Raw genomic sequence first — 23,535 nt, forward strand, 5'->3', positions numbered from 1 at the left:
GAGGAAGGAAAAATGAAGATCGTCGGAGTAGCAGCCTGTACTTCAGGAATTGCACATACGTATATTGCCAAACAAAAATTAGAAAAAGCAGCAAAAGCATTAGGACATGAAGTGCACATCGAAACACAAGGAACAATTGGTACAGAAGACGAGTTATCGAAGGAGGAGATCCAGCAGGCAGATGTCGTCATTATTGCAGCAGATATCAAAATTGGTGGCAAGGAGCGGTTCGAAGGAAAAAAAGTGATTGAGATTCCTACGAACATGGTCATTAAAGCACCGAAAGGGTTGATTACTAAAATTGAAGAAGAACTCAGTAAAACATAAAAGGAGAGGAATTGGATGCTTCGTCAACTACAATTAAAAAAGCATGCACTGACAGCTATTTCATACATGTTACCAGTTGTTGTGACCGCTGGACTCTTGATCGCTATTGGGAATTTAACAGGTGGGCAAGTCATCAATGATTATCAAGCGTCTTATTCTGTACCCGATGCCTTAGTTTCTCTAGGGGTTTTGGGCATGGGATTATTGGCTCCAGTGATTTCTGCAGCGATTGCCTATTCCATTGCCGATCGCCCAGGGATTGGTCCAGGTTTGTTTATGGGGTTAATTGCCAATGCCATTGGCGTAGGTTTTTTAGGTGGTATGTTAGGCGGTTACTTGGTGGGGTTCTTTGTCCTATTATTGGTGAAATATCTCAAAGTTCCTAAGTGGGCACAAGGATTGATGCCGATGATGATCATCCCACTGTTAGCGACCCTTAGTATCGGTTTATTGATGTTTTTCGTGGTAGGTGTGCCGATTGTTTGGGCAACAGAAGCGATGACCGATTTTTTACAAGGACTACAAGGTTCTGGAAAATTCCTCTTTGGGTCAATTGTCGGTGGGATGGCTGCCTTTGATTTTGGTGGACCAGTCAATAAGGTAGCCTCATTGTTTGCTGATGGGATGCTTTTGGAAGGTGTGCAAGAACCAGAAGCTGTGAAAGTGTTAGCGTCAATGGTTCCGCCTTTCGGTGTCACCATTTCATGGGTTTTATCTAAGTTATTTCGGCAAACAAAATATTCAAAAGAAGAAGAAAACAACATTAAGATTGCTTTTCCGATGGGACTTTGCATGATTACGGAAGGCGTTATCCCCTTAGCGGCAGTTGATCCGCTTCGTGTGATCATTTCGTGTACAGCTGGTGCAGCGATTGGCGGAGGTTTGAGTATGTCGTGGGGAATTGGGTCACCAGTTCCTTCTGGTGGGGTCTTTATTATCCCAGCAATGACGGATCCGTTAAAGTTTACCTTTGCCTTATTGATTGGTTCTGCAGTTACCGGCATTCTATTGTTTATTTTGAAAAAGGCGCCAGCTGAACACCCTGTCGTAGAGGAAGAAGAGGAAGAAGTAGATTTTTCTTCTATTAAATTATCTTAAAAACTGTAGAGAGAAGGATTTGATATGTATGTGTCAATGAAAGAGATGCTCAAAAAAGCAAATCAAGAAAACTATGCTGTCATGGCGATCAATTGCTTTAATCTAGAAACAGCTAAAGCAACGATCCAAGCTGCTGAGGAATTACATGCGCCGATCATCATAGATTTATTGCAAGATCACTTAAAGCAACACATCAATTATCATTATTTAACGAAGCCCATCATCCGTATGGCACAGGATGCCAAAGTCGAAGTAGCGATTAATCTAGATCATGGTCAAGACATCGCATTTGTCAAACAGTGCTTACAAGAAGGATTTTCCAGCGTCATGATGGATGCTTCGATGTATCCCTTGGATCAGAATATCGAAATAACGAGAGCGATGGTTCAATTTGCCCAAACGTATGATGCGAGCGTAGAAGCAGAAGTAGGAAATATGGGGGCAGTCACAGGCGACCATTTTACAGATGATGCCATGTGTACGGACCCAGCAGAAGCAATCCGATTGATCAATGAAACGGGTGTGGACTGCTTAGCGATTTCCTATGGCTCCAGTCACGGAGATTATCCTAAAGGGTACAAACCACGTTTTCGTTTCGATATTGTCCAAGAAATAAAAGAGAAGACTCAACTTCCGTTAGTTTTACATGGGGGGTCAGGAGCGGGAAAAGACAACATTCGCCAATCCATTGAGTTAGGAATCAATAAGATTAATGTTGGTTCTGATTTTATGAAGGCGCAACAACAAAGATGCCAACAGCTTCTACAACAGGAGCCAACGATCGAATACCCCACTCTCATCCAACAAACAGTCATAGCAGGAAAAGAGTTAGTTCAGCAATACATTCAACTATCAGGTTCAACCAATAAATCATAGAAATGGAGAAAATAGACGATGTTAATCAATATGAATCAAATGTTAGAAATTGCCAAGGAAAATCATTTTGCAGTAGGGGCGTTTAACGTTGCTGACAGCAACTTTTTACGAGTAGTCATTGAGACGGCAGAAGAAAATGATGCACCCGCAATCATTGCAGTCCATCCGACAGAATCAGACTGTACCAAAGATGAGTTTTTCCAATATGCAGTGAGCCGAGCGAAAAACAGCGCTGTGCCTTTCGTTATCCATATGGATCATGGCGATAGCTTGGCAAGTATTATGCGAGGGATTTTCATTGTGGGTTTAGTTCAGTTATGATCGACGGCTCCTTGTTGCCATTTGAAGAAAATATTGCACTAACAAAAGAAGTGGTAGATGTTTGCCATAAGATCGGGGTCTCAGTTGAAGGCGAACTAGGAACGATTGGTAACACGGGTACTTCAGTAGAAGGCGGTGTATCGGAAGTCATTTATACGAAGCCGGAAGATGCACAGGAATTTGTGGAACGTACAGGAATCGATTCGTTAGCGGTGGCAATCGGAACCGCTCATGGTATCTATCCAAAAGATGTCAAGCCAGCATTGAAAATGGATGTTTTAACAAGTATTAAAGAAAAAGTAACCATTCCGCTAGTTTTACATGGAGGATCTGCTAACCCAGACGAAGAAATTGCAAAAGCAGTGCAAATCGGTATTCAGAAAGTCAATATTTCATCCGACTATAAATATTCTTTTTATAAAAAGTGTCGTGAAATCTTAGCTACAACAGAGCTATGGGATCCAAATGCCATTTATCCTGAATGTATCGCAGCAGCAAAAGAAGTGGTGAAGCAAAAGATGGAACTCTTCCATTCAATCAACCAAGCAAAAGTCTATCGTCAAGCGAATATTCAACCTTGGCGACAAGAACAGAACTAAAAAAAATAATCCAAACTTTGTTTTTCAAGAAAAGTGTATGGCTTAGATTGTCTATCACTTCCGATAGTTAATAGAATAAAAAACCGTAGAAACCAACATGATTGGGGGTTCTGCGGTTTTTTTGAATAACTGAAGATAGGCGAACTACTATAGGAAGGAAGTTTAGTAGAAATAAAATGTGACATTTAAGGATAAGAGGCATCTAAAGATATCTAAATGAAAACTTATGAAAACAAATTGTTTTTTACAGGAAAAAAGCCTTGCTTTGTGGATTTAGATATATTATAATTACAAAGGTGCGTTTACCTAAACGTAAATGTCACAGACGTGATCTATAGGATTTCGTCGGCTAAGAAACGAGAGGTTGCGACACGCCCGGACGCTTTGCCACGAACGAGCGTGACGGAAATTTTCGTGGAGCTATGTCTACTTTTCAAAATAGGCGAAGGAGGGAACAAGATGGCAAAACAAAAAATTCGTATCCGTTTAAAAGCGTATGAACACCGTATTTTAGATCAAGCGGCGGATAAAATCGTGGAAACTGCAAAAAGAACTGGAGCTAGCGTGTCTGGTCCAATTCCATTACCAACTGAACGCAGTCTTTACACAGTTATTCGTGCGACTCACAAATACAAAGATTCACGCGAACAATTCGAAATGCGTACACACAAACGTCTTATCGACATTGTGAACCCAACACCAAAAACTGTTGATGCTTTGATGAAGCTAGACTTACCATCTGGTGTTAACATCGAAATCAAACTATAATATTAAAATAAAATTAATGGAGGTGTACTCATGACCAAAGGAATCTTAGGGAAAAAAGTGGGAATGACACAAATCTTCACTGAATCTGGCGAATTAATTCCAGTAACTGTTGTAGAAGCTACTCCAAACGTAGTGCTACAAGTGAAAACAATGGAAACTGATGGCTACGAAGCTATTCAAGTTGGTTACCAAGATATGCGTGAAGTTTTATCAAACAAACCTGCGAAAGGTCATGTTGCAAAAGCAAACACGGCTCCTAAGCGCTTCATTCGTGAATTCAAAAATGTTGAGCTAGGAGAATATGAAGTAGGAAAAGAAATTACAGTAGATGTTTTCCAAGCAGGAGACATTATTGATGTAACAGGTACTACGAAAGGTAAAGGATTCCAAGGGGTTATCAAACGTCACGGCCAAAGCCGCGGACCAATGGCTCACGGTTCTCGCTACCATCGTCGTCCTGGGTCAATGGGTCCAGTTGCACCTAACCGTGTATTCAAAAACAAACGTCTTGCTGGCCGTATGGGTGGCAACCGCGTAACAATCCAAAACTTGGAAGTTGTTCGCGTTGATGCAGAAAGAAACGTTATCTTAATTAAAGGAAATGTTCCTGGAGCTAAAAAATCATTAATCACTATCAAATCAGCTGTGAAAGCTAAATAATAGTAGGAAGAAAGGAGGAACTAAGGAATGCCGAATGTAGCATTATTCAAACAAGATGGAAGCCAAAACGGTGAAATCACACTTAACGAAGAAATCTTCGGAATTGAACCAAATGAAAGTGTTGTTTACGATGCAATCGTTATGCAACGTGCGTCATTAAGACAAGGAACACATGCGGTTAAAAACCGTAGTGCTGTTCGAGGCGGTGGACGTAAACCATGGCGTCAAAAAGGAACTGGTCGTGCTCGTCAAGGATCAATCCGCTCACCACAATGGCGTGGAGGTGGCGTAGTCTTTGGACCAACACCACGTTCTTACAGCTACAAACTTCCTAAAAAAGTTCGTCGTTTAGCAATGAAATCTGTATTGTCAGAAAAAGTTGCTGAAAACAACTTGGTAGCAATTGAAGGATTAAGCTTCGATGCACCAAAAACAAAAGAATTTAAACAAGTTCTTGCTAACTTATCTATTGACTCTAAAGTATTGGTTGTTCTAGAGAATGGTAACGACTTTGCTGCTTTATCAGCACGTAACTTACCAAACGTAACTGTAGTAACTTCTGATAACGTAAGTGTTCTAGATGTTGTTTCAAATACAAAAGTGTTAGCAACACAAACTGCTCTTACTCAAATTGAGGAGGTGCTTGCATAATGAACTTACTAGACGTAATCAAACGCCCAGTGATCACTGAAAAATCAATGCTTGCCATGGATGACAAGAAATATACTTTTGAAGTGGACACTCGTGCAAACAAAACTTTAGTAAAACAAGCGGTTGAAGCTGCTTTTGACGTAAAAGTTAAAAACGTGAACATCGTGAACGTACGTGCGAAATTCAAACGTATGGGCAAATATGCAGGATATACAAAAAAACGTCGCAAAGCGATCGTTACATTGACTGAAGATTCAAAAGAAATCCAATTATTCGAAGCTGCTGAATAAGCACTTACTAGATAACTCATTAAATTAGGAGGGAAAAACGTGGCGATTAAAAAGTACAAACCTACCTCAAATGGTCGTCGTAACATGACAGGTTCTGATTTTGCTGAAATCACAACATCAACACCTGAAAAATCATTGTTACAACCATTGAAAAACCATGCTGGACGTAACAATAACGGCCGCATCACTGTACGTCACCAAGGCGGCGGACACAAACGCCAATATCGCGTGATCGACTTCAAACGTAACAAAGATAACGTTGTTGCAACTGTTCAAACGATCGAATACGATCCAAACCGTTCAGCTAACATCGCGTTAGTACACTATGAAGATGGAGTGAAAGCTTACATCTTAGCACCAAAAGGACTACAAGTTGGAATGAAACTTGTTTCAGGTCCAGATGCAGATATCAAAGTCGGAAATGCTCTTCCTTTAGAAAACATTCCAGTTGGTACTGTTATCCACAATATTGAAATGAAACCTGGTAAAGGTGGACAATTAATCCGTTCTGCTGGTACAAGTGCTCAAGTACTTGGTAAAGAAGGCAAATACGTATTGATCCGCTTAAACTCTGGTGAAGTTCGTATGATCTTAGCTGCTTGCCGTGCAACAATCGGTTCAGTAGGTAACGAACAACACGAATTGATCAACATCGGTAAAGCTGGACGCTCTCGTTGGATGCGTAAACGCCCAACTGTACGTGGTAGCGTAATGAACCCTAACGATCACCCACACGGTGGTGGTGAAGGTAAAGCTCCTATCGGACGTAAAGCACCAGTTTCTCCTTGGGGACAACCAGCACTTGGTTACAAAACTCGTGATAAAAAAGCTAAATCAGACAAACTTATTGTTCGTCGTCGTAAAAATAAATAATTTCTTTGACCATGTGTCGCACATTTTGAGAGGAGGTTCACCATGGGTCGTAGTTTAAAGAAAGGACCTTTCGTTGATGAGCATTTAATGAACAAAGTTGAAGCTCAAGCAGGGGTTGAAAAGAAAAAAGTTATCAAAACTTGGTCTCGTCGTTCGACCATTTTCCCAAGTTTTGTTGGATATACCATCGCAGTATACGATGGACGTAAACACGTACCAGTTTACATCCAAGAAGATATGGTAGGACACAAACTAGGTGAATTCGCACCAACAAGAACTTATCGTGGCCATGCTGCAGACGATAAGAAAACGAAACGCTAATTGAGGGGAGGATAAAACCAAATGGCAGAACAAATCACATCAGCTAAAGCAACTGCAAAAACAGTTCGCACTTCACCTCGAAAAGCCCGTTTAGTAATTGACCTTATCAGAGGTAAAAGTGTTGCGGATGCAATTTCAATCTTGAAATTCACACCAAACAAATCTGCTGGAATCATTGAAAAAGTATTGATGTCAGCAGTTGCGAATGCAGAAAACAATTTTGACTTAGATGTTGAAAACTTGGTAGTATCTGAAGCATTTGTTAACGAAGGACCAACAATGAAACGTTTCCGTCCACGTGCAAAAGGATCAGCTTCTCCAATCAACAAACGTACAAGTCATATCACGGTAGTCGTATCAGAAAAATAAGGAGGGATAATCAGTGGGTCAAAAAGTACATCCAATTGGAATGCGTGTAGGCATCATCCGCGACTGGGATGCTAAATGGTATGCTGAAAAAGAGTATGCAGAGTTCTTACACGAAGATTTAAGAATCCGTAAATTTATTTCAACTAAACTTGCTGATGCTGCTGTATCAACAATTGAAATCGAACGTGCTACAGGCCGTGTTAACATTTCAATTCACACAGCAAAACCAGGTATGGTTATTGGTAAAGGCGGATCTGAAGTCGAAAACCTAAGAAAAGAATTAAATAAATTAACTGGTAAAAGAATCCATATCAACATCGTGGAAATCAAAAAACCAGATCTAGATGCAAAATTAGTAGGTGAAGGAATCGCACGTCAATTAGAAAATCGTGTTGCTTTCCGTCGCGCTCAAAAACAAGCCATCCAACGTTCAATGCGTGCTGGCGCTAAAGGGATCAAAACTCAAGTATCTGGACGTCTAAACGGTGCGGACATCGCTCGTTCAGAAGGATACTCAGAAGGAACTGTTCCTCTTCACACATTACGTGCGGATATTGATTACGCATGGGAAGAAGCAGATACAACATACGGAAAACTAGGAGTTAAAGTGTGGATCTATCGTGGAGAAATTCTTCCAACTAAAAAAAACACTGAGAAAGGAGGGAAATAATCATGTTAGTACCTAAACGTGTAAAACACCGTCGTGAATTCCGCGGAAAAATGCGCGGGGAAGCCAAAGGTGGTAAAGAAGTAGCATTCGGTGAATACGGTTTGCAAGCTGTTGATTCACATTGGATCACTAACCGCCAAATCGAAGCTGCTCGTATCGCAATGACTCGTTACATGAAACGTGGTGGGAAAGTATGGATTAAAATTTTCCCTCACAAATCTTATACTGCCAAAGCAATTGGGGTACGTATGGGTTCTGGTAAAGGGGCACCTGAAGGATGGGTTGCACCAGTAAAACGTGGTAAAATCATGTTTGAAATTGCAGGCGTGTCTGAAGAAGTGGCTCGTGAAGCGTTACGTCTAGCTTCTCACAAATTACCAATGAAAACTAAGATCGTAAAACGTGAGGAAATGGGTGGTGAATCGAATGAAGGTTAAAGAAATCAGAGAATTAACCACTGCCGAAATGCTTGATCAAGAAAAACAATTAAAAGAAGAATTGTTTAATCTTAGATTCCAATTAGCAACAGGTCAATTAGAAAACACTGCACGTATTAAAGAAGTACGTAAATCGATTGCACGCATCAAAACTGTATTGCGTGAACAAGCTAAGTAATTATGGAAGGAGGCCATTAAGCGTATGACTGAAGAAAGAAATCAACGCAAAGTTTATCAAGGTCGCGTGGTATCTGACAAAATGGATAAAACCATTACAGTTTCTGTTGAAACAAAGAAAAACCACCCTATCTATGGCAAACGCATGAACTATTCTAAGAAATACAAAGTGCATGATGAAAACAACACAGCTAAAGTTGGCGACATCGTGAAAATTATGGAAACTCGTCCATTATCAGCTACAAAACGTTTCCGTTTGTTGGAAGTAGTCGAAGAAGCAGTTATTATCTAATAACACGAGATTTTCCTATATAGATTGAATGCAAAATCTGAAAGGAGGATACACAACGTGATCCAAGCAGAAAGTCGTTTAAAAGTCGCTGATAATTCAGGCGCACGTGAAATTTTGACGATCAAAGTCCTTGGTGGTTCTGGTCGTAAAACTGCTAACATCGGTGATGTGATCGTTGCTACGGTTAAACAAGCAACGCCAGGTGGGGTTGTCAAAAAAGGTGACGTCGTAAAAGCCGTTATCGTTCGAACAAAATCAGGAGCTCGTCGTACAGACGGTTCATATATTAAATTTGATGAAAATGCTGCAGTGATTATTCGTGATGATAAAAGCCCTCGTGGAACGCGTATCTTTGGGCCGGTTGCACGTGAACTACGTGAAAACAACTTCATGAAGATCGTTTCACTAGCACCAGAAGTTTTATAATCTTGAGACACTTATCAAAGGAGGTGCGAAACAGTTATGTTTGTTAAAAAAGGCGATAAAGTTAAAGTTATCACTGGAAAAGACAAAAATAAAGAAGGCGTTGTATTAGCAGCGTTTCCGAAAAAAGATAAAGTCATTGTCGAAGGTGTGAATGTTGTTAAAAAACACCAAAAACCTTCTCAAGCTGCTCCTCAAGGTGGAATTGTTGAGATGGAAGCACCAATTCATGTTTCTAACGTGATGGTGATCGACTCTACTGGCGTAGCTGGCCGAGTTGGCTACAAAGAAGTAGATGGCAAAAAAGTCCGCGTTTCTAAAAAAACCGGTGAAGTTTTAGATAATAAATAAGTTTAAGGAAGGAGGGGCTTACTGAATGAACCGCCTAAAAGAAAAATATCTTAAAGAAGTAACTCCATCATTGATGGAAAAATTTAACTATAGCTCTGTTATGCAAACACCTAAAGTTGAAAAAATCGTCATCAACATGGGTGTTGGTGATGCGGTATCAAACGCTAAAAACTTAGATAAAGCAGTTGAAGAATTAACTTTGATCACTGGACAAAAACCAATGATTACTAAAGCTAAAAAATCAATCGCTGGATTCCGTTTACGTGAAGGAATGCCAATTGGGGCAAAAGTTACCTTGCGCGGAGAAAGAATGTACGAATTTCTAGACAAATTGGTTTCAGTTTCTCTACCACGTGTACGTGACTTCCATGGTGTAAGTAAAAAAGCCTTTGACGGTCGTGGAAACTATACTTTAGGTATTAAAGAACAATTGATCTTCCCAGAAGTAGATTACGATTTAGTAGATAAAGTACGTGGTATGGACATCGTTATTGTAACGACAGCTAACTCAGATGAAGAATCTCGTGAGTTGTTGACACAATTAGGCATGCCATTCCAAAAATAATTAAAGGAGGCGAACTACGTGGCTAAAAAATCAATGATTGCTAAAAACAAACGCCCTGCAAAACATTCAACACAAGCTTACACTCGTTGCGAACGTTGCGGACGTCCACATTCAGTTTATCGTAAGTTCCATCTTTGCCGTATTTGCTTCCGCGAACTTGCCTATAAAGGTCAAATTCCCGGCGTGAAGAAAGCTAGCTGGTAAAAAAGTAAATTCGCATAAGAAGGAGGTAAAAGATCAATGGTCATGACAGATCCAATTGCAGATTTTCTAACTCGTATCCGTAACGCAAACATGGTTAAACATGAGTCTTTAGAAGTTCCTGCATCAAAAATTAAACGTGACATCGCTGAAATCTTAAAACGTGAAGGTTTCGTTCGTGATGTTGAATATATCGAAGATGACAAACAAGGCGTGATCCGTGTTTTCCTAAAATTTGGTAAAAACGGCGAACGTGTTATCACTAACTTAAAACGTATCTCTAAACCAGGTTTGCGTGCTTATGTCAAAGCTGACGAAGTACCAAAAGTATTGAACGGTTTAGGTATCGCAATCATTTCGACTTCTGAAGGTGTTGTTACTGATAAAGAAGCTCGTGAAAAAAATATCGGCGGCGAAGTTATCGCTTACGTATGGTAATCAACTAGAATTTACAAGGAGGTGTCTTTAAGTGAGCCGTATTGGAAATAAAGTTGTTGTGATCCCTGAAGGAGTAACAGTTACTCAAGATGGAAACAACATTACAGTTAAAGGACCTAAAGGTGAATTAACACGTACTTTCTCTTCTGATATCAAAATGAATATCGAAGGAAACGAAGTGACTTTCACTCGTCCAAATGACAGTAAAGAAATGAAAACAATCCATGGAACAACTCGTGCTAACTTCAACAACATGGTTGTAGGTGTTAGTGAAGGATTCCAAAAAGCATTAGAATTGATCGGGGTTGGGTACCGTGCGCAATTACAAGGATCAAAACTTGTCTTGAACGTAGGTTACTCACATCCAGTAGAAATCACACCACCAGCTGGCGTAACTGTTGAAGTACCAGCTAACACACAAGTAATTGTTAAAGGTGCGAACAAAGAAGAAGTTGGCGAATTAGCTGCGAACATTCGCGGAACTCGTCCTCCAGAACCTTATAAAGGTAAAGGTATTCGTTATGTTGGCGAATATGTACGCCGTAAAGAAGGTAAAACTGGTAAATAGTTTAGAAAAATTGCATAGAAGCCAGCAGCAGGAAAAAAGGATTTTGCAGAAGTTTACCTTCATTCAAAAGAAATTTAACTTGTGCCGCAGCTTCTATTTTTCGAGACTTTGGTGTTTCTGCCTAAGTGCAGTACAATAAAATTAAAGAGGTGACAATTGTGATTACAAAACCAGATAAGAACAAAACACGTCAGAAAAGACATCGTCGTGTACGTAACAATATCTCTGGTACTGCTGAGCGCCCACGCTTGAACGTTTTTCGTTCTAACAAAAACATCTACGCTCAAATTATTGATGACGTAGCGGGTGTAACGCTAGCAAGTGCCTCTACCTTGGATAAAGAAATTTCAGGTGGAACAAAAACAGAAGCAGCACAAGCTGTCGGTAAATTAGTTGCTGAACGTGCAACTGAAAAAGGCATTAAAGTAGTAGTCTTTGACCGTGGTGGATACCTTTACCATGGCCGTGTGCAAGCTTTAGCTGAAGCTGCTCGCGAAAATGGACTAGAATTTTAGGAAAAGGAGGAATACCATTCATGGTTTATATCGATCCAAAACATTTGGAATTAGAAGACCGCGTTGTTGCAATTAACCGTGTAACAAAAGTTGTTAAAGGTGGACGTCGTCTACGTTTTGCTGCTTTAGTTGTTGTCGGTGACAAAAACGGACATGTAGGATTTGGTACTGGTAAAGCACAAGAAGTACCTGAAGCAATCCGTAAAGCAATTGAAGATGCGAAGAAAAACTTAGTTGAAGTACCTATGGTTGGTTCAACAATCCCACACGAAGTCATCGGTGCTTTTAGTGGTGGTAGAATCCTAATGAAACCTGCTGTTGAAGGTTCTGGGGTTGCTGCTGGTGGACCAGTTCGTGCCGTATTGGAATTAGCAGGGGTAGCAGATATCACTTCTAAATCTTTAGGTTCAAATACACCAATCAACGTTGTTCGTGCAACTGTTGAAGGTTTGAAACAATTGAAACGTGCAGAAGAAGTTGCAGAACTTCGCGGCAAATCAGTTGAAGAATTAATCGGATAAGGAGGACAAAAATAATGGCTGAATTAAAAGTTACTTTAAAACGCAGTATTATCGGACGTCCTCAAAACCAACGTGATACAGTAAAAGCGTTAGGTCTTACAAAGATTAACAGCTCAGTGGTTAAACCTGCTAATGAAGCAATCAAAGGCATGATCAACACTGTTTCTCACTTGGTGGACGTTGAAGAAATCTAATTAAACAAACCTAGTATATAGTAAGAAATATGAACTAGAATATTAAGGAGGTGCCAAACCTATGAAACTTCATGAATTAAAACCTGCAGAAGGTTCACGACAAGTACGTAACCGTGTTGGACGTGGTACTTCTTCTGGTAACGGAAAAACTGCTGGACGTGGTCAAAAAGGTCAAAAAGCTCGTTCAGGCGGTGGTGTACGTCTAGGATTTGAAGGGGGTCAAACTCCATTATTCCGTCGTTTACCAAAACGTGGTTTCACAAACGTGAACCGCAAAGATTATGCAGTCATCAACCTTGATGTCCTAAATCGTTTTGAAGATGGTGCTGAAGTAACTCCAGTTGCTTTAGTAGAAGCTGGAATCGTGAAAAACGAAAAATCTGGAATCAAAGTATTAGCTAACGGTGAGTTAACTAAGAAATTGACTGTGAAAGCCGCAAAATTCTCTAAGGCAGCTGAAGAAGCAATCGTTGCTGCTGGTGGGTCAATTGAGGTGATCTAATGTTCAAACTGTTAAAAGATGCTTTTAAAGTAAAAGACATTAGATCCAAAATCTTATTTACTGTTTTTGTTCTATTTGTATTTCGCTTAGGTGCACATATCACTGTGCCCGGAGTAAATGCTAGTTCATTGCAAAACCTTTCTTCTTTACCTTTTTTCAACATGTTGAACTTGGTGAGTGGTAGTGCGATGCAAAACTTCTCCATCTTCTCAATGGGGGTTTCGCCTTACATTACAGCTTCGATCGTTATCCAATTGTTACAAATGGATATCGTGCCACGTTTTGTTGAATGGTCAAAACAAGGAGAGGTTGGTCGTAAGAAGTTGAATCAAGCAACTCGATACCTGACATTAGTATTGGCATTTGTCCAATCTGTTGGGATCACTGCTGGATTTAACCAATATGCTCAACTAGGTTTTGTGAATAACCCTAACGTTTCAACCTATGTTACTATCGGTCTGATTTTGACTGCGGGTACAATGTTTGTCACTTGGTTAGGAGAACAAATCACAGAAAAAGGAATCGGTAACGGAGTATCAATGATCATCTTTGCAGGGATCATTTCTCGACTTCCTGAAAGTGTAAAAGAAATTTATGAAGACTATTTCGTAAATATCAATCAATCAGATATCTGGAAATCTGCAATTTTCATTGCTATTTTAATCGTTGCAATCTTATTGATCGTAACGTGCGTTACATTTTTCCAACAAGCTGAACGCAAAATCCCAATTCAATATACGAAACGTGTAGCAGGGGCGCCAACAAGTAGTTATCTACCGTTGAAAGTCAATGCGGCTGGGGTTATCCCGGTTATCTTTGCAAGTTCGTTTATTGCGACACCTAATGCGGTTTTACAAGCATTGAGTGGAAGATTTGGGGCTGAAAACTGGTATAAAATAATGATGCAGATCTTTAACTATAATACTGCACCTGGTGCAACTATTTATACGATCTTGATCGTCGCATTCACATTCTTCTATGCTTTTGTTCAAGTAAACCCTGAGAAATTAGCGGAAAACTTACAAAAACAAGGAAGCTATATACCAAGCGTACGTCCTGGTAAAGGAACTGAAGAGTATGTCTCAAGCTTATTGATGCGTTTAAGTACAGTCGGTGCGATTTTCCTTGGTTTAGTGGCTTTATTACCGATCATTGCTCAAATGATTTGGAATCTGCCTCAGTCCATTGGGTTAGGTGGTACTAGCTTACTGATCGTCATCGGTGTAGCTTTAGAAACTGCGAAACAGTTAGAAGGCTTAATGCTGAAACGTAAGTACGTTGGATTTATCGAGTAAGAAAGCGTGTTGAGGTTTTTCCTCAACACACGTTCTCACATTTATTAGGAGGGAAAACAATGAACCTCATTTTAATGGGGCTACCAGGCGCAGGTAAAGGAACACAAGCAGAAAAAATCATTGATGCTTATCATATTCCTCACATCTCAACAGGAGACATGTTCCGTGCAGCAATGCAAAATGAAACAGCTCTTGGCTTGGAAGCAAAGTCTTATATTGATAAAGGTGAATTAGTTCCTGATGAAGTAACAAATGGAATCGTGAAAGAGCGCTTAGCTGAACCTGATACGGAAAAAGGCTTCTTATTAGATGGTTTTCCCCGTACACTTGAGCAAGCGGAAGCGCTAGATGCAATGTTAAAAGACTTAGACAAAAAAATTGATGCAGTCATCGATATCCATGTTGGTGAAGATGTATTGGTTGAGCGTTTAGCTGGCCGATTCATTTGCAGCAATTGTGGAGCAACTTATCATAAAATTTTTAACCCTACAAAAGTTGAAGATACATGTGATCGTTGTGGTGGGCATGAATTCTATCAAAGAGAAGATGATAAACCTGAGACGGTTAAAAATCGTCTGGCTATCAACATCAAAAATAGTGAACCAATCTTGGCCTATTACAAAGAACAAGGTTTGCTAAACACTATCGATGGTGATCGTGAAATCGATGCTGTATTTACTGATGTCCAAAAAATTATTGAAAAATAGCACGATTGCCCGTAGCCGACTTGCATTAAGCAGTTACTCTTGTCAAGTTCAATAAATTATGATAGAATATGTCAGTCCGACTTCTAGAGAAATCCTCTAGATGATCCATTTTGAGAATTTTGAGGTGGGAACTGCAGTTTCCGCCATTTTATCGTGTGAAAATGCGAAACAAGTACAAGGAGGTACTGTGCGTGGCAAAAGAAGATATGATTGAAGTCGAAGGTACAGTCGTCGAAACTTTGCCGAATGCAATGTTTAAAGTTGAACTAGAAAACGGACACCAAGTTCTTGCTACTGTTTCAGGTAAAATCCGTATGCATTACATCCGTATCTTACCTGGTGACAAAGTGACGGTTGAATTGTCTCCGTATGATTTAAACCGTGGCCGTATTACTTATCGCTTTAAATAATTGTACTCCGTAAAACTACAGGAGGTATTATCATGAAAGTAAGACCATCAGTAAAACCAATGTGCGAACATTGTAAAGTAATTCGTCGTAAAGGACGCGTTATGGTGATTTGCCCAGCAAATCCAAAACATAAACAACGTCAAGGATAATTGGAGGTGCAATAAATATGGCTCGTATTGCAGGAGTAGATATTCCTCGTGATAAACGTGTAGTAGTTTCTCTTACTTATATCTATGGTATTGGTAACACTACTGCTAAAAAAATCTTAGCTGATGCTGGTGTATCTGAAGATGTTCGTGTTCGTGAATTAACGAATGAACAAACAGATGCTATCCGTGCAGAAGTAGATAAATTAAAAGTTGAAGGTGACCTTCGTCGTGAAGTGAACTTAAACATCAAACGTTTGATGGAAATCGGTTCATACCGTGGAATCCGTCATCGTCGTGGATTGCCTGTTCGTGGACAAAACACGAAAAACAATGCACGTACTCGTAAAGGTCCAGCTCGCGCTATCGCTGGCAAGAAAAAATAATTCTTAAGTGAAGGAGGTTAGAACTTCATGGCAGCAAAAAAAGTGAATCGTAAACGCCGTGTGAAAAAGAATATAGAAGCAGGTATTGCACATATCCATTCTACATTCAACAACACTATCATCATGATCACTGATACTCACGGGAATGCATTAGCGTGGTCATCAGCTGGTTCATTAGGCTTCAAAGGAAGCAAAAAATCAACTCCTTTTGCCGCTCAAATGGCAGCAGAAACAGCTACAAAAGCAGCAATGGAACACGGATTAAAAACTGTTGAAGTAACAGTTAAAGGACCTGGTTCTGGACGTGAAGCAGCAATTCGTTCATTACAAGCTACAGGTTTAGAAGTGACTGCAATTCGTGACGTGACTCCAGTTCCTCATAATGGTGCCCGCCCTCCAAAACGCCGTCGTGTTTAATGAGTGCCGCTCATTTTGAGTTCTATTAGTAACGTCATTGAACAAGACACTTTTCGTTTTGAAAGGGGTAAAGATAAGAATGATTGAGTTCGAAAAACCAAGAATCGCAAAAATTGATGAAGAAAAAGATTATGGCAAGTTCATCGTTGAACCTCTTGAAAGAGGATATGGGACTACTTTAGGGAATTCCCTACGTCGTATTTTATTATCTTCTTTGCCAGGTGCTGCCATCACTAATATTCAAATCGATGGTGTACTGCATGAATTCTCTACCATTAAAGGGGTAAGAGAAGACGTCACTCAAATCATCTTGAACATTAAAGGCTTAGCACTTAAAATGTATGGTCAAGAAGAAAAAACCCTTGAAATCGATATTACCGGACCTGCTACAGTAACTGCTGGCGATATTATCGTTGATAGTGAGGTAGAAATTCTTAACAAAGATATGTACATCTGTAGCGTCTCTGAAGGAGCTACGTTCCACGCTCGCTTAACAGTGAAGCCAGGACGTGGTTATGTTCAAGCAGATGAAAACAAAAAAGAAGATATGCCAATTGGTGTACTTCCAGTCGATTCAATCTACACGCCAGTTCGTCGTGTGAACTACCAAGTAGAAAACACTCGTGTTGGACACCGTGAAGATTTTGATAAATTGACGATGGAGATTTGGACAGATGGTTCAATCGAACCGTTGGAAGCAATGAGTTTATCTGCAAAAATCATGACAGAACATTTAGACATCTTTGTAAACCTAACTGATGAAGCTAAAAATGCTGAAATCATGGTCGAAAAAGAAGAAACACAAAAAGAAAAAATGTTAGAAATGACAATTGAAGAATTAGACTTGTCTGTTCGCTCTTATAATTGTTTGAAACGTGCAGGAATCAATACTGTACAAGAACTTACAAATAAATCTGAGCCAGAAATGATCAAAGTCCGTAACTTAGGACGTAAATCATTAGAAGAAGTGAAAGCTAAATTACACGACTTAGGTTTAGGTTTACGTAAGGAAGATTAAAACCTTTTACGAAGGAGGGAAACCAACGTGAGTTATCGTAAACTAGGACGCACATCTAGCCAACGTAAAGCGATGTTGCGTGATTTAACAACTGACTTATTAATTAACGAACGTATTGTGACTACTGAAGCTCGTGCGAAAGAAGTTCGCTCAACTACAGAAAAAATGATCACTTTAGGCAAACGTGGAGACTTACATGCACGTCGTCAAGCTGCGGCTTTTGTACGTAATGAAGTTGCTAGCGTACGTGAAGAAAATGAGGACATCGTCATTGAATCAGCTTTACAAAAACTATTTAATGATATTGCACCTCGTTATGCTGAACGTCAAGGTGGCTACACTCGTATCTTGAAGACAGAACCAAGACGCGGTGATGGTGCACCAATGGTTGTCTTAGAACTTGTCTAAAATCACACTAATAACATCACTTTATAGATGATTCTTTTAGAGTGTTATGATGTTGGAAGTTAACTCTTCCGAGTCTAGCTCAGCGCTACTCCCCAAATCTATCGGTTTGGGGAGTATGCACTCATCATAAAGTGTTTTTTTGTACCTTCAATTACCTGTCAAGACATCTAATTGAAGGTGTAAAAAAACACTTTAATTAAAACGGAAACAATTGAAAAATCAGGTGTTTTTTGATAGTGTTAGTAGGAACTTAGGATGGAGAAGGAGTAATTATGGAGCCAATAATTGAATTAGGAAAGATTAATTACAAATATCAACCTGATGACCCTCGTCCAGCATTAAAAGACATTTCATTTACCATCAAGCAAGGTGAGTGGATCGCAATCATCGGACATAATGGATCAGGGAAATCAACACTTGCAAAAACAATCAATGGGTTGCTTCTACCAGAGTCTGGTATTGTGAAAGTTGGCAATCAAACACTTAATGAAGAAAATATCTGGTCGATCCGTCGAATGGTTGGAATGGTTTTCCAAAATCCAGACAACCAATTTGTTGGATCTACTGTTGAAGATGATGTTGCTTTTGGTCTTGAGAACCAAGGTATACCTAGAGAAGAAATGGTAATCCGTGTACAAGATGCGCTAGAAAAGGTACGTATGATCGATTTTGCCAAACGTGAACCAGCAAGACTTTCTGGTGGACAAAAACAACGAGTAGCCATTGCTGGAGTCGTAGCTCTACGTCCAGATATTATTATCTTAGATGAAGCTACTAGTATGCTTGATCCAGAAGGTCGTGAAGAAGTGATTTCCACGATTAAAAAAATCAAAGATGAAAGTAATTTGACCGTCATATCTATCACTCATGATATCGATGAGGCAGCAAATGCCAATCGGATATTAGTGATGAAACAAGGAGAATTAGTCAATGAAGGCACACCAGAACAAATCTTTTCTGCTGGCCCAGAATTGATCAATTTAGGGTTAGATCTTCCTTTTCCTGAAAAATTGAAAAGCGCCTTGAAGCAACGAGGAATTGATGTTCCTAGTGAATATATGACAGAAGAAAGGATGGTGGAATGGTTATGGACATCCGTTTTGAAAAAGTAGATTTCACCTATCAACCAAACACACCATTCGAACAACGTGCATTATTTGATATTGATTTAATGATTAAAGAAAATAGCTACACAGCCTTAGTCGGGCATACTGGAAGTGGGAAATCAACCTTACTGCAACATTTGAATGCGTTGATTAAACCTACCAGCGGGATCGTACATATTGGCGATCGACAAATCAAGCCCGATACGAATAATAAAAACTTAAAACCCATTCGTAAAAAAGTAGGCATTGTTTTTCAGTTTCCTGAAGCCCAATTATTTGAAGAAACGGTAGCAAAAGACATTGCTTTTGGACCAAAGAACTTTGGTGTCAGTGAGGAAGATGCACGAGATTTAGCTAAAGAAACATTAGCACAAGTTGGTTTAGATGAAACTTACTTAGAGCGTTCTCCTTTTGAATTATCAGGAGGACAAATGCGTCGAGTAGCGATTGCAGGTGTACTTGCTATGAAGCCGGAAGTACTAGTATTAGACGAACCAACGGCTGGACTTGATCCTCAAGGTCGAAAAGAAATGATGGATATGTTCTGGCGACTGCACAAAGAACAAAAAATCACGATCGTATTGGTCACTCATTTAATGGATGATGTGGCAAATTACGCGGATTATGTTTATGTCTTAGAAAAAGGTAGGATTGTAAATAGCGGTCAACCTCATGCAGTTTTTCAAAATCTATCTTGGCTAAAAGAAAAGCAATTAGGTGTTCCGACTGCGACAGAATTTGCGGAAAAGCTGAATAGTCGAACAGCGCTTTTTTCCGAACTTCCAATCACTGCAGATGAATTAGCAGATCAGCTCGTAGCATTAGTAGGGGGACAACCTTATGATGAATAAATTAATTTTTGGTCGATACATGCCTGGAGATTCCTTGATCCATCGATTAGACCCTCGAGCAAAGTTATTAGCAAGTTTCTACTTTATTGGAATTATTTTTTTGGCAAATAATTGGCAGACTTATGCGTTATTAGCTGTTTTCACTTTACTTGCTGTCTTTCTCTCAAAGGTAGATTTCAAATTTTTCATCCGAGGCATCCGTCCTTTGATCTGGTTGATTTTATTTACAGTGGCACTCCAAGTATTATTTACTAGCGGTGGTGCTACCTACTGGAGTTGGGGAATCTTCAATATTACGGAGTTCGGTGTAATGAATGGGCTGTTTATTTTTTGCCGATTTGTACTAATCATTTTTATGTCTACTTTATTAACATTAACGACTCCACCTTTGGAATTATCTGATGCGATTGAGTATTTACTTCGCCCATTAAAAGCAGTTCGCTTTCCGGTGCATGAAATTTCGTTGATGCTTTCGATTGCTCTACGATTCGTACCAACGTTGATGGATGAAACAGAGAAAATCATGAATGCACAACGAGCTCGTGGGGTTGATTTTGGTGAAGGAAGTCTAGTCCAAAAAATGAAAGCAGTTATTCCTTTACTGATTCCTTTGTTTGTTAGCAGTTTTAACCGGGCAGAAGATTTAGCGACTGCCATGGAAGCAAGAGGATACCAAGGTGGTGAAGGAAGAACAAAGTACCGCATACTGCATTGGCATCAACGAGATACGATGGTCCTTGTTGTTTTTGTCTTGATGACCATTGCATTAGTCTTTTTAAGAAGTTGATGAGTAGGTGAAAGTATGACACGTTATAAAGCAATTATTGCCTATGATGGTACCCATTTTAATGGTTTTCAGAAGCAACCAAATGGTCGTACTGTCCAAGAGGAAATGGAAAAAACGCTAAAGAAAATGGCCAATGGAAAAGAGATTACTGTCTTTGGTTCTGGCCGTACTGATGCAGGGGTCCATGCGATGGGGCAAGTGATCCATTTTGATTACCCTGAAGAACGACCTTTAGAACGTATGCGTTTTGCATTAGATACGCAATCGCCAGAAGATATCGCAGTTAAAGCCGTTGAGATCGTTTCAGATGATTTTCACGCGCGCTATTTAGTAAAAGAAAAAACTTACCAGTTTCGGGTCGATATTGGAAAACCACGCAGTCCGTTTCGTCGGCATTACGCAAGTTATTTCCCCTATCCACTTGATTTATCGAAAATTCAACGAGCATTGCCTGACTTAATAGGTACCCATGATTTCACTTCTTTTTGTGCTTCTGGAAGTTCAATCGAGGACAAAGTAAGAACGATCTATGAAGCAAAGATGGAAGTCAATGAGGCCAGGGATGAGTTGTTATTTACTTTTCGTGGGAATGGTTTCTTGTACAAGATGATTCGGATCCTTGTCGGTACGTTGCTGAAGATTGGGAACGGACGACTTTCAGAGGATAGTATACCCGAAATCATTGCGAAAAAAGATCGAAATGCTGCAGGACCCACAGCTCATCCAGAAGGGTTATATCTGTATGAAGTGGTGTATGATCAATAAAGAAAAGTTCCAAATAGATCCTATTGGAGGTAATAAACTTCAAAAAAGGACGAGAGGATTAAATGGTTAAGAGAAAATAGCTCTTTTTATGAATCCATAAAGACCTTTTATTCACACGTTTCGTTTAGAGAAAAAATATTTCTCTAAACGAAACGTTTTTTTATTTTTTTATGAGTTTTAACTCTCTAAAAAATAACAACAGTAACAAGATATTACTAGCATCTAAGTAGCTAAATTATAAATTTTATAGAAATATAAAATAACTATTATTTAAAATAACAATCGAAATAACATAAAGTATATAAAAAAGAAAAAGTTGTTGCTAAAGAGAGGATTCTTTTCTTTATAATAGAACCTAATGAGCGAAAGGAGAATAAATGATATGAGCAATGAAAAATTAGAACAGAATACTTTAATCAGCATACTGGGAGAAGTACATGAGGAAAAAACCTTTATTGAGACGAGAGTAGATGAGAAAGAAAATTTTAAAAACGCTATGGGTAATATATTCCAACAAAACGCATCCATACAGCCAAAAATAGTAACACCAGACCCAGCAAAAAATTCGGCAAACAATAATCCATCAATACTATCGAGTGCGAAGATAGAAAATTCAACTAGCATATTGGGAGAAACAACCGGTTCAAAATCGTTTATGGCTATGACAGCAGCTGAGAAAAAAAATTTAAAAACGCTATGGGTAATATATTCCAACAAAAACTAACCATACAGCCAAAAATAGTGACACCAGATCCAGCAAAAAATTCGGCAAACAATAATCCATCAATACCATCGAGTACGAAGATGGAAAATACAACTAGCATATTAGGAGAAACAACCGGTTCAAAATCGTTTATGGCTATGACAGCAACTGAGAAAGAAATTTTTAAAAACGCTATGGGTAACATATTCCTAAAGAACCTGCCCATACATCAGACAACAGTAATACCAGTGCCAATAACAAAGGAATCGTCAAAAACTAAACCTTCTGATCAAGGAGAGCATAGAAGAAAATTCGTTGATGTATTAAACCAAATAAAGTTAAATAATCCAGTAGCACAAGAAAGAACAGCAGAGTCTGCAAAAAAAGAATTTACAGAAAACACCTCTTTGATATTACCGAGTGAGGAGAAGTCAGGACAACCCGAGTCAACAAGAATAGATCTTACGGAAAACACTCCTCCGGCATTAACGAATGAGGAGAAACTAAAACAACCCATGCCAACAAGAATAGATCTTACGGAAAACACTCCTTCGAAACCATTGAGCGGAGAGAAGCCAGAACAACCCGAGCCAGCAAAAAAAGATTTTACGGAAAACACTCCTTCGGCATTAACGAATGAGGAGAAACCAAAACAACCCATGCCAACAAGAACAGATCTTACGGAAAATAATTCTTCAAAACTACAAGGTGATCAAAAACTGCAACGATCAATCTTTGATAATGTATTAAACCAGTTAATGTTAAATAAACTAACGGCACAGAAAATATCAGTAGGACAAACAGTAGAAAACTCGTCAGACGACCATCCTTCGAAATTATTGAGCGGAGAGAAACCAAAACAACCCGAGCCAGCAAAAAAAGAATTTACAGAAAACATCCCTTTGACATTACCGAGTAAGGAGAAGCTAGAGCAACCTGAGCCAACAAAAACAGATCTTACGGAAAACAATTCTTCGAAACTAGAAGTTGATCAAGAAAAGCATAACAATAAAACCAATCAACTGGTACCAAAAACAAATGTCAAAGCATTAACTAAGTTTTTTGAAACAAAGAGTTCTATAAACGAAGCTTGTGATAGAGCAAAACAAGGTGCGGAGTTAGAAAAAAATAGAATTTCCCAAAATACTGTGACAAATGGACAATCTTTATCTAGGTAATAGCTGATAATCAACCCTTAAATAAAGAAGTCAGATGGATTTTATACGACTAGTGAGTACACCTGTTGTTTAATTATTTGAGAACGTACCATAGCTACTCAAGGTGAGCCATTTTTTAGGATAGAATGCTTCAATTCATGATTTTGTTTTATGAATATGCGAATCGAATTCAGTACTCAGCTAAATATTGGAAGAGTAGATATGAAAAATAATGACTAGATATTAAGTTAGACGATGTGTACGAATGTCGAACATTTTTACTAAGCGAAACATAAATTTTAAAAAAAAGAAAAAATAGGTAAAGGAATGGTTGGATTTTAGTATACAATATGGACTAACTTAACGGAGGGA

General features: G+C 39.2%; 38 protein-coding genes and 1 pseudogene. All 39 read left to right on the plus strand.

The genetic code is table 11. The annotated features are described in order from the left end of the window. Positions 1 to 12: 12 nt before the first annotated feature. The 39 genes and pseudogenes from IGL30_RS00275 to IGL30_RS00465 all read left to right on the plus strand — a co-directional run bounded on the left by IGL30_RS00275 (position 13) and on the right by IGL30_RS00465 (position 23,184). Entirely contained in the window at positions 13 to 327 is a 315-nt protein-coding gene (locus tag IGL30_RS00275; protein ID WP_088745080.1) for a PTS fructose transporter subunit IIB, read from the plus strand. A gap of 15 nt (positions 328 to 342) precedes the next feature. Next, on the plus strand, positions 343 to 1,425 hold the full coding sequence (locus tag IGL30_RS00280) for a PTS fructose transporter subunit IIC (RefSeq protein ID WP_088745079.1): 1,083 nt from the start codon (positions 343 to 345) through the stop codon (positions 1,423 to 1,425). Positions 1,426 to 1,449: 24 nt separating this feature from the next. Next, on the plus strand, positions 1,450 to 2,301 hold the full coding sequence (locus IGL30_RS00285; RefSeq protein WP_010720452.1) for a class II fructose-bisphosphate aldolase: 852 nt from the start codon (positions 1,450 to 1,452) through the stop codon (positions 2,299 to 2,301). An 18-nt stretch (positions 2,302 to 2,319) separates the two neighbouring features. Then, a pseudogene (locus IGL30_RS00290) lies at positions 2,320 to 3,221 on the plus strand (ketose-bisphosphate aldolase). Positions 3,222 to 3,680: 459 nt separating this feature from the next. Beyond that, positions 3,681 to 3,989 carry a 30S ribosomal protein S10 gene (rpsJ, locus tag IGL30_RS00295; protein WP_010720450.1) on the plus strand — a complete coding sequence of 103 codons (309 nt, stop codon included), beginning with the start codon at positions 3,681 to 3,683 and terminating at the stop codon, positions 3,987 to 3,989. Positions 3,990 to 4,019: 30 nt separating this feature from the next. After that, positions 4,020 to 4,649 (plus strand): 50S ribosomal protein L3, encoded by a 630-nt coding sequence (gene rplC, locus IGL30_RS00300; protein ID WP_002290445.1) that lies wholly within the window; start codon positions 4,020 to 4,022, stop codon positions 4,647 to 4,649. A 27-nt stretch (positions 4,650 to 4,676) separates the two neighbouring features. Beyond that, a complete protein-coding gene (gene rplD, locus IGL30_RS00305; protein WP_010720449.1) occupies positions 4,677 to 5,300 on the plus strand; it encodes a 50S ribosomal protein L4 in 624 nt (207 codons plus the stop codon). Next, positions 5,300 to 5,590, plus strand: a complete 291-nt coding sequence (rplW, locus tag IGL30_RS00310; protein WP_002290449.1) for a 50S ribosomal protein L23 — start codon at positions 5,300 to 5,302, stop codon at positions 5,588 to 5,590. Before rplD ends, rplW begins: the two co-directional genes overlap by 1 nt. A 39-nt stretch (positions 5,591 to 5,629) precedes the next feature. Beyond that, a complete protein-coding gene (rplB, locus tag IGL30_RS00315) occupies positions 5,630 to 6,463 on the plus strand; it encodes a 50S ribosomal protein L2 (protein ID WP_010720448.1) in 834 nt (277 codons plus the stop codon). A 42-nt stretch (positions 6,464 to 6,505) separates the two neighbouring features. After that, the gene (gene rpsS / locus IGL30_RS00320; protein ID WP_010720447.1) at positions 6,506 to 6,784 is read left to right on the plus strand and encodes a 30S ribosomal protein S19; all 279 of its coding nucleotides are present in this window, start codon (positions 6,506 to 6,508) and stop codon (positions 6,782 to 6,784) included. A gap of 21 nt (positions 6,785 to 6,805) precedes the next feature. Then, on the plus strand, positions 6,806 to 7,153 hold the full coding sequence (gene rplV / locus IGL30_RS00325) for a 50S ribosomal protein L22 (protein ID WP_002288657.1): 348 nt from the start codon (positions 6,806 to 6,808) through the stop codon (positions 7,151 to 7,153). 13 nt (positions 7,154 to 7,166) lie between these two features. After that, a complete protein-coding gene (rpsC, locus tag IGL30_RS00330) occupies positions 7,167 to 7,823 on the plus strand; it encodes a 30S ribosomal protein S3 (protein ID WP_010720446.1) in 657 nt (218 codons plus the stop codon). A gap of 2 nt (positions 7,824 to 7,825) precedes the next feature. Further along, positions 7,826 to 8,260, plus strand: coding sequence for a 50S ribosomal protein L16 (gene rplP, locus IGL30_RS00335; RefSeq protein ID WP_010720445.1), 435 nt, complete (start codon positions 7,826 to 7,828; stop codon positions 8,258 to 8,260). After that, the gene (rpmC, locus tag IGL30_RS00340) at positions 8,250 to 8,438 is read left to right on the plus strand and encodes a 50S ribosomal protein L29 (RefSeq protein ID WP_002288664.1); all 189 of its coding nucleotides are present in this window, start codon (positions 8,250 to 8,252) and stop codon (positions 8,436 to 8,438) included. The genes rplP and rpmC overlap by 11 nt, the downstream gene beginning before the upstream one ends. Positions 8,439 to 8,462: 24 nt before the next feature. Next, positions 8,463 to 8,729, plus strand: a complete 267-nt coding sequence (gene rpsQ, locus IGL30_RS00345) for a 30S ribosomal protein S17 (RefSeq protein WP_010720444.1) — start codon at positions 8,463 to 8,465, stop codon at positions 8,727 to 8,729. Between the two features lie 57 nt (positions 8,730 to 8,786). Next, positions 8,787 to 9,155: a 50S ribosomal protein L14 gene (gene rplN, locus IGL30_RS00350; protein ID WP_002288669.1), complete on the plus strand. Its 369-nt coding sequence runs from the start codon at positions 8,787 to 8,789 to the stop codon at positions 9,153 to 9,155. Positions 9,156 to 9,191: 36 nt separating this feature from the next. Then, the gene (gene rplX, locus IGL30_RS00355) at positions 9,192 to 9,503 is read left to right on the plus strand and encodes a 50S ribosomal protein L24 (RefSeq protein WP_010720443.1); all 312 of its coding nucleotides are present in this window, start codon (positions 9,192 to 9,194) and stop codon (positions 9,501 to 9,503) included. 25 nt (positions 9,504 to 9,528) lie between these two features. Continuing rightward, positions 9,529 to 10,068: a 50S ribosomal protein L5 gene (rplE, locus tag IGL30_RS00360; RefSeq protein ID WP_002288671.1), complete on the plus strand. Its 540-nt coding sequence runs from the start codon at positions 9,529 to 9,531 to the stop codon at positions 10,066 to 10,068. A gap of 18 nt (positions 10,069 to 10,086) precedes the next feature. Continuing rightward, positions 10,087 to 10,272 (plus strand): type Z 30S ribosomal protein S14, encoded by a 186-nt coding sequence (locus tag IGL30_RS00365; RefSeq protein WP_002356214.1) that lies wholly within the window; start codon positions 10,087 to 10,089, stop codon positions 10,270 to 10,272. A 36-nt stretch (positions 10,273 to 10,308) separates the two neighbouring features. Beyond that, a complete protein-coding gene (rpsH, locus tag IGL30_RS00370; protein ID WP_002288675.1) occupies positions 10,309 to 10,707 on the plus strand; it encodes a 30S ribosomal protein S8 in 399 nt (132 codons plus the stop codon). Between the two features lie 31 nt (positions 10,708 to 10,738). Further along, complete coding sequence (gene rplF, locus IGL30_RS00375; protein WP_010720442.1) at positions 10,739 to 11,275, plus strand: 50S ribosomal protein L6; 537 nt, start codon at positions 10,739 to 10,741, stop codon at positions 11,273 to 11,275. A 158-nt stretch (positions 11,276 to 11,433) separates the two neighbouring features. Beyond that, positions 11,434 to 11,790 (plus strand): 50S ribosomal protein L18, encoded by a 357-nt coding sequence (rplR, locus tag IGL30_RS00380; protein WP_005880747.1) that lies wholly within the window; start codon positions 11,434 to 11,436, stop codon positions 11,788 to 11,790. A 20-nt stretch (positions 11,791 to 11,810) separates the two neighbouring features. Then, positions 11,811 to 12,311, plus strand: coding sequence for a 30S ribosomal protein S5 (rpsE, locus tag IGL30_RS00385; RefSeq protein ID WP_002288681.1), 501 nt, complete (start codon positions 11,811 to 11,813; stop codon positions 12,309 to 12,311). A gap of 14 nt (positions 12,312 to 12,325) precedes the next feature. Further along, positions 12,326 to 12,505, plus strand: a complete 180-nt coding sequence (gene rpmD / locus IGL30_RS00390) for a 50S ribosomal protein L30 (protein ID WP_010720441.1) — start codon at positions 12,326 to 12,328, stop codon at positions 12,503 to 12,505. A 61-nt stretch (positions 12,506 to 12,566) separates the two neighbouring features. Beyond that, positions 12,567 to 13,007, plus strand: coding sequence for a 50S ribosomal protein L15 (rplO, locus tag IGL30_RS00395; protein WP_010720440.1), 441 nt, complete (start codon positions 12,567 to 12,569; stop codon positions 13,005 to 13,007). Then, positions 13,007 to 14,302 (plus strand): preprotein translocase subunit SecY, encoded by a 1,296-nt coding sequence (secY, locus tag IGL30_RS00400; RefSeq protein ID WP_010720439.1) that lies wholly within the window; start codon positions 13,007 to 13,009, stop codon positions 14,300 to 14,302. Before rplO ends, secY begins: the two co-directional genes overlap by 1 nt. Before the next feature lie 59 nt (positions 14,303 to 14,361). Beyond that, the gene (locus IGL30_RS00405; RefSeq protein WP_010720438.1) at positions 14,362 to 15,009 is read left to right on the plus strand and encodes an adenylate kinase; all 648 of its coding nucleotides are present in this window, start codon (positions 14,362 to 14,364) and stop codon (positions 15,007 to 15,009) included. 191 nt (positions 15,010 to 15,200) lie between these two features. Continuing rightward, positions 15,201 to 15,419 carry a translation initiation factor IF-1 gene (gene infA / locus IGL30_RS00410; protein WP_002288695.1) on the plus strand — a complete coding sequence of 73 codons (219 nt, stop codon included), beginning with the start codon at positions 15,201 to 15,203 and terminating at the stop codon, positions 15,417 to 15,419. A gap of 32 nt (positions 15,420 to 15,451) precedes the next feature. Beyond that, positions 15,452 to 15,568 carry a 50S ribosomal protein L36 gene (gene rpmJ / locus IGL30_RS00415; protein WP_002288710.1) on the plus strand — a complete coding sequence of 39 codons (117 nt, stop codon included), beginning with the start codon at positions 15,452 to 15,454 and terminating at the stop codon, positions 15,566 to 15,568. Between the two features lie 17 nt (positions 15,569 to 15,585). Next, positions 15,586 to 15,951 carry a 30S ribosomal protein S13 gene (gene rpsM, locus IGL30_RS00420; protein WP_002288713.1) on the plus strand — a complete coding sequence of 122 codons (366 nt, stop codon included), beginning with the start codon at positions 15,586 to 15,588 and terminating at the stop codon, positions 15,949 to 15,951. Positions 15,952 to 15,978: 27 nt separating this feature from the next. Further along, positions 15,979 to 16,368, plus strand: coding sequence for a 30S ribosomal protein S11 (gene rpsK, locus IGL30_RS00425; protein WP_002288714.1), 390 nt, complete (start codon positions 15,979 to 15,981; stop codon positions 16,366 to 16,368). Positions 16,369 to 16,447: 79 nt separating this feature from the next. Beyond that, positions 16,448 to 17,386, plus strand: coding sequence for a DNA-directed RNA polymerase subunit alpha (locus IGL30_RS00430; protein ID WP_005880735.1), 939 nt, complete (start codon positions 16,448 to 16,450; stop codon positions 17,384 to 17,386). A gap of 27 nt (positions 17,387 to 17,413) precedes the next feature. After that, positions 17,414 to 17,794, plus strand: coding sequence for a 50S ribosomal protein L17 (gene rplQ / locus IGL30_RS00435; protein WP_005880733.1), 381 nt, complete (start codon positions 17,414 to 17,416; stop codon positions 17,792 to 17,794). A 272-nt stretch (positions 17,795 to 18,066) separates the two neighbouring features. After that, positions 18,067 to 18,906, plus strand: coding sequence for an energy-coupling factor ABC transporter ATP-binding protein (locus IGL30_RS00440; RefSeq protein WP_034697737.1), 840 nt, complete (start codon positions 18,067 to 18,069; stop codon positions 18,904 to 18,906). Next, the gene (locus IGL30_RS00445) at positions 18,882 to 19,751 is read left to right on the plus strand and encodes an energy-coupling factor ABC transporter ATP-binding protein (RefSeq protein WP_088745077.1); all 870 of its coding nucleotides are present in this window, start codon (positions 18,882 to 18,884) and stop codon (positions 19,749 to 19,751) included. The genes IGL30_RS00440 and IGL30_RS00445 overlap by 25 nt, the downstream gene beginning before the upstream one ends. Further along, positions 19,741 to 20,538: an energy-coupling factor transporter transmembrane component T family protein gene (locus IGL30_RS00450; protein ID WP_010720435.1), complete on the plus strand. Its 798-nt coding sequence runs from the start codon at positions 19,741 to 19,743 to the stop codon at positions 20,536 to 20,538. Before IGL30_RS00445 ends, IGL30_RS00450 begins: the two co-directional genes overlap by 11 nt. 15 nt (positions 20,539 to 20,553) lie before the next feature. Next, a complete protein-coding gene (gene truA / locus IGL30_RS00455) occupies positions 20,554 to 21,303 on the plus strand; it encodes a tRNA pseudouridine(38-40) synthase TruA (protein WP_088745075.1) in 750 nt (249 codons plus the stop codon). A gap of 382 nt (positions 21,304 to 21,685) precedes the next feature. Further along, entirely contained in the window at positions 21,686 to 22,027 is a 342-nt protein-coding gene (locus tag IGL30_RS00460) for a hypothetical protein (RefSeq protein ID WP_260221429.1), read from the plus strand. Continuing rightward, on the plus strand, positions 22,000 to 23,184 hold the full coding sequence (locus IGL30_RS00465; RefSeq protein WP_409541775.1) for a hypothetical protein: 1,185 nt from the start codon (positions 22,000 to 22,002) through the stop codon (positions 23,182 to 23,184). The genes IGL30_RS00460 and IGL30_RS00465 overlap by 28 nt, the downstream gene beginning before the upstream one ends. The last annotated feature ends 351 nt before the right edge of the window (positions 23,185 to 23,535 follow it).

Origin of the sequence: Enterococcus sp. DIV1089c (assembly GCF_050530965.1) — a bacterium.
Taxonomy (GTDB): Bacteria; Bacillota; Bacilli; order Lactobacillales; family Enterococcaceae; genus Enterococcus_B; species Enterococcus_B hirae.